Annotated in this window: 3 protein-coding genes; 1 reads left to right on the top strand and 2 read right to left on the bottom strand. The window is 48.1% G+C overall.

The features are described from left to right. Positions 1 to 327: 327 nt before the first annotated feature. Together NZ772_14620 and NZ772_14615 are read right to left on the bottom strand one after the other, a co-directional pair. Positions 328 to 1,965: an acetolactate synthase large subunit gene (locus NZ772_14620; protein MCS6814785.1), complete on the bottom strand. Its 1,638-nt coding sequence runs from the start codon at positions 1,963 to 1,965 to the stop codon at positions 328 to 330. Between the two features lie 123 nt (positions 1,966 to 2,088). Beyond that, a complete protein-coding gene (locus tag NZ772_14615) occupies positions 2,089 to 3,213 on the bottom strand; it encodes a metallophosphoesterase (protein ID MCS6814784.1) in 1,125 nt (374 codons plus the stop codon). 192 nt (positions 3,214 to 3,405) lie between these two features. On the opposite strand from NZ772_14615, the gene NZ772_14610 reads away from it, so the two are divergent. Continuing rightward, entirely contained in the window at positions 3,406 to 4,452 is a 1,047-nt protein-coding gene (locus NZ772_14610) for a hemolysin family protein (protein ID MCS6814783.1), read from the top strand. Positions 4,453 to 4,478: the final 26 nt, after the last annotated feature.

Genomic DNA, 4,478 nt, shown 5'->3' with positions numbered 1-4,478 from the left:
TCTACGAATTTGGGTTCGCCGGGAACTTCTAGGTTGCGTTGAACGGTGCCTAGGGGTTCCAAAAAGTCTTCTAGGTAATGCTTGGCCAGTTGGTCAAAGAGGATGCGGCTCATGCCTCAGGTAAACAATTCATGGGTACTAATCCTACCATGGAATTGAAGTCACCACAGAGGCACAGAAGACACAGAGGGAACAGCGTGAATCTCTTCGTGCTCTTCGTGTCTTCGTGGTTTCATGATTCAGCGGGTTGCTGGGCTGCAAGCCCAGCTAGGGAATCGTTGATCAAATATGCTACACTCCATCGGATGGTTTGGATGCCAATGTCACCTAAATTGCGCAGGAAATATCTCCTAATCGCTGAGAAAATGCTAAGTTTTCACGATAGTCAACAGGACAGTCCACCACAGTCGGTACATCCTGGGAGAGGGCAGTTTTGAGAATGGGGATAAGTTCACTAGTTGACTCTACTCGATAGCCCTTTAAGCCCATGCTCTCTGCTAGCATGACAAAATCTGGATTACCAAACTTGACGTAGTGGGATCTGCCATAATGGTTCATTTGTTTCCATTCTATTAGTCCATAGCCGCCATCGTTGAAAATGAGGGTCACAAAGGCAGTGCCTACCCGTAGGGCAGTTTCTAACTCTTGACAGTTCATCATAAAGCCACCATCACCTGTGACGGCTACTACTTTGCAATCGGGATGCACTAGCTTAGCGGCTATTGCTCCAGGAATGGCGATGCCCATGGCTGCAAACCCATTAGAAATCAAACAGGTATTAGGACGATCGCAGTGGTAATGCCGTGCCATCCACATTTTGTGGGCACCTACATCACAAATCACAATATCCTCCGGCCCCATAACTTGGCGCAGGTCATAAATTAATTTTTGGGGTTTTACTGGGAAGCAATCATCCTTGGCATATTGCATATAGTCAGCACGGATTTCATCCCGCAGACTTACAGCATAGGAGTCAGGTTTGTGGCTGCGATCGAGGCGGCGAGCAATTTCATCTAAGGAGTCTGAAATATCACCTACTACTTCAACCTCAGGTACATAACTACTGTCAATCTCAGCCGGTAAAGCCCCAATGTGGACAATAGGAATTTTGCCGTCGGGGTTCCATTTTTTGGGGGAATATTCAATCAAGTCATAGCCTACGGCGATTACAAGGTCAGACCGATCTAGCCCACAGCTAATGTAGTCTCGCTGTTGCAGACCGATTGACCACAGCGCCAATGGATGCAGGTAGGGAATCACACCCTTGCCCATAAAGGTATTTGCCACTGGAATATTAAGCTGGGTGGCAAACCGAGTCAGGCTGTTGCTGGCATTCGCACGAATTGCACCGTTGCCAACCAAAATGATAGGGTTTTCAGCTTTTGCGATGACGCTTGCAGCCTGTTCGATGCTGCGGAACGAGGCAAAGATTTTTTCCTGGGTGCCAATTTTAAGGGGTTCCCCATCGGCAGCCATTGCAGCGATATTCTCTGGCAGGTCAATGTGGACGGCTCCGGGCTTTTCTGACTGCGATCGCTTAAATGCCCGTCGCACAAGTTCTGGAGTAATACTAGGTCGCACAATCTGGGCATTCCATTTGGTTACCGGGGCAAACATGGCTACCAGGTCAAGATATTGATGCGACTCAATATGCATGCGATCAGTACCGACCTGACCGGTAATAGCCACTAGAGGTGCGCCATCTAGATTAGCATCAGCAACGCCCGTCATTAGATTTGTAGCACCCGGCCCTAGCGTAGACAGACACACCCCTGCTCGTCCGGTTAAGCGTCCGTATACATCGGCCATAAAGGCAGCACCCTGTTCATGTCGGGTAGTAATGAACTCAATCGACGATTGGCTAAAGGCTTCTAGTACGGCTAGGTTTTCTTCACCGGGTAGCCCAAACACATAGCGAACGCCTTCATTTTCCAAACATTTAACCAACAACTCCGCTGTATTCATAACCGCTGTTGACCTGCTGCTCTATTACGCTTTTCCATCTTGCCCAACTTTCTGAGGCGATCGTGATAACTAGCACACAATCTTAACGTCTAGGAGCTAAAAATCACGGTTACAATCGCTGCTTCAGCAACTTGAATGTGTCCGTTGATTCAGTATTAGGGTGGCTGTGTTGTCGATAGGGGCAAAATTGCCGTCTGCATCGATCGCACTAAATGCCTCAAAGTAGCGGCGCACCGATGGTGGAAACTGCGGAAACTGAAAGTTAGCATCACCACTAGCGATAGAGGCCCAAAAGTAGCGCAGGTCAGGTGCCAGAGATTGGGCTTGTTCTAAGGGTAAGTTTAACGGAGGATGGGTTAATAACTTGAGTACAAAGGAAAATGAGCGATCGCCCATCCATTCCCGCGACCACTGTTGCAGGTCTTCTCGCTCTGGAACAGACTGAACGCGGTGAGACTCAATTTGAAGACGATATTGCCCATGCTCATCCTGATACAGATGCAGCAGGCGATACACATGGGGATAGGTCACTAGTGAGCCAGTGGTAATGTCGTAGATGCCATCTTGATAAGCAATATCTTGGATATGGAGATGTCCGGTAAATACCAGTTGCACCTCTGCCTGCCGCAGAATAGTGAGCAATTCGTCAGCATTATCCAACAAGTAGCGCCGTCCTAGGGGATTTTTGGATTGCCCTGGTAAATGTTCCAACACATTGTGGTGAATCATGACTAATGTCACTTCCTGCTGATAGGTTGCCAATACCTGTTGCAACCATAGCAATTGCTCTGCATCCATAGCCCCTAACTGATGACCTTCCTCATCGAACTGGTTAGAGTTCAACCCAATCAAGCGCACACCAGGCACTAATTCACAGGTGTAATAAAGGCGATCAGCCTGTTCATAGCCAAACTTGCGATAGTAGGTCGTGAAGTCATGAAGTCCGATGGAATATCCATTGGCAGTTAACACAGGCACATCATGGTTCCCAGGTACCACATACACTGGGTAGGGCAACTGAGCGAGGCGATCGGCCAGCCATTGGTGGTTTTCTGGCTCTCCATGTTGGGTTAAATCTCCTGGCAAGAGCAGAAAATCCAAATCAAGTTGTGATAAATGCTGCAAGATAACTTCTAAGCCAGGGATGCTCATTTCCACTAGATGAAACCGACTCGGATGGTTCCAGATTGTGTGTGGCAACGCAATATGCAGGTCACTGATAATAGCAAATCGACAACTGAGCGGCATAGTTCTTTCAGCGTACACGCTACCAGTTTAACCTTCTTAACCCACAAATCTGTCGGGCTACACCGAAGAAATTGAGCCATAAAGCGGAATTAGAGGGCGATCGATGACCGACACCCTTGGCAAACACCTCTTAAACTCGGCATAATGCTTGTATTTAACCATGTTAGTTGTCCTGCTTCAGGACTCCCTTAAATGATTAGCCTTACTATTGTTGTGCTGCTCGTTCTGGTTGGCTCAGCTATCTGTTCTGGCTCAGAAGCGGCGCTTTTTTCTATCCCCTTGGTGAAAGCCCGCCAGCTAGCTCAACAATCCCGACAGCCTGCGGCTCAGGCTTTGCTCGCTATTCGGGAAAATATGAACCGCCCGATTGCCAGCCTAGTCATCCTAAACAACATGTTCAACATTGTTGGCAGCATTATGGTTGGGCATGTAGCGTTAACTACGTTGGGCAATGCTTGGCTTGGCGCTGTTTCTGCACTATTGACCTTCTTAATCATTATCTTTGGAGAAATTATCCCCAAAACTCTGGGAGAGCGCTATGCAGAACAGGTTGCTGTCATCATTGCCTTGCCAGTACGTGGACTAACGATACTATTGACTCCAGTGGTTTGGTGTCTGGAACAAATATTGAAACCAATTAATAAGCCCAGTCATCGCCCTACTACCAACGAGGCTGAAATTCAACTGTTGGCACGCATTGGCTTGCAGGAAGGCATTATTGAAGATGATGAGGCGGAGATGATCCAAAAGGTATTTCGCCTCAATGATGTGACCGCTGCCGATGTTATGACTCCACGAACCGAGATGACCTATCTGCGGGGAAGTTTAACCCTAGCAGAAGCAGAAGAGGATATTATTAACTCGCAACACACTCGCATCGTAGTGATTGACAAAACTGTGGATCAGGTCATTGGGGTAGCACTGCGGCATAAGTTATTAGTAGCTATGCTGCGGGGTCAACAACAGGCAACGATCGCCTCCCTATGTCGCAAAGCTCGATTTGTGCCAGAAGTTGTACGGGCTGACAAGCTGCTCAAAATGTTTCAAGAGACACGAGAACATCTGATGGTAGTGCTAGATGAGTATGGCGGTGTGTCGGGGGTAGTCACCCTAGAGGATGTGTTGGAGGTGCTGACAGGTGAGATCGTGGATGAAACTGACATGATTGTGGATTTGCAGGTAATTGCCCGCAAGCGCCGTAATACTATGCTGGCAGATTCACTCCAGCCGTCTACTTGAGAATTGGCTACCATTCTGACAGGAGG

The organism is Cyanobacteriota bacterium, assembly GCA_025054735.1.
GTDB lineage: Bacteria > Cyanobacteriota > Cyanobacteriia > SKYG9 > SKYG9 > SKYG9.
The sequence above is the reverse complement of the archived record's forward strand: the minus strand, read 5'-3'. Positions and strand labels throughout refer to the sequence as shown.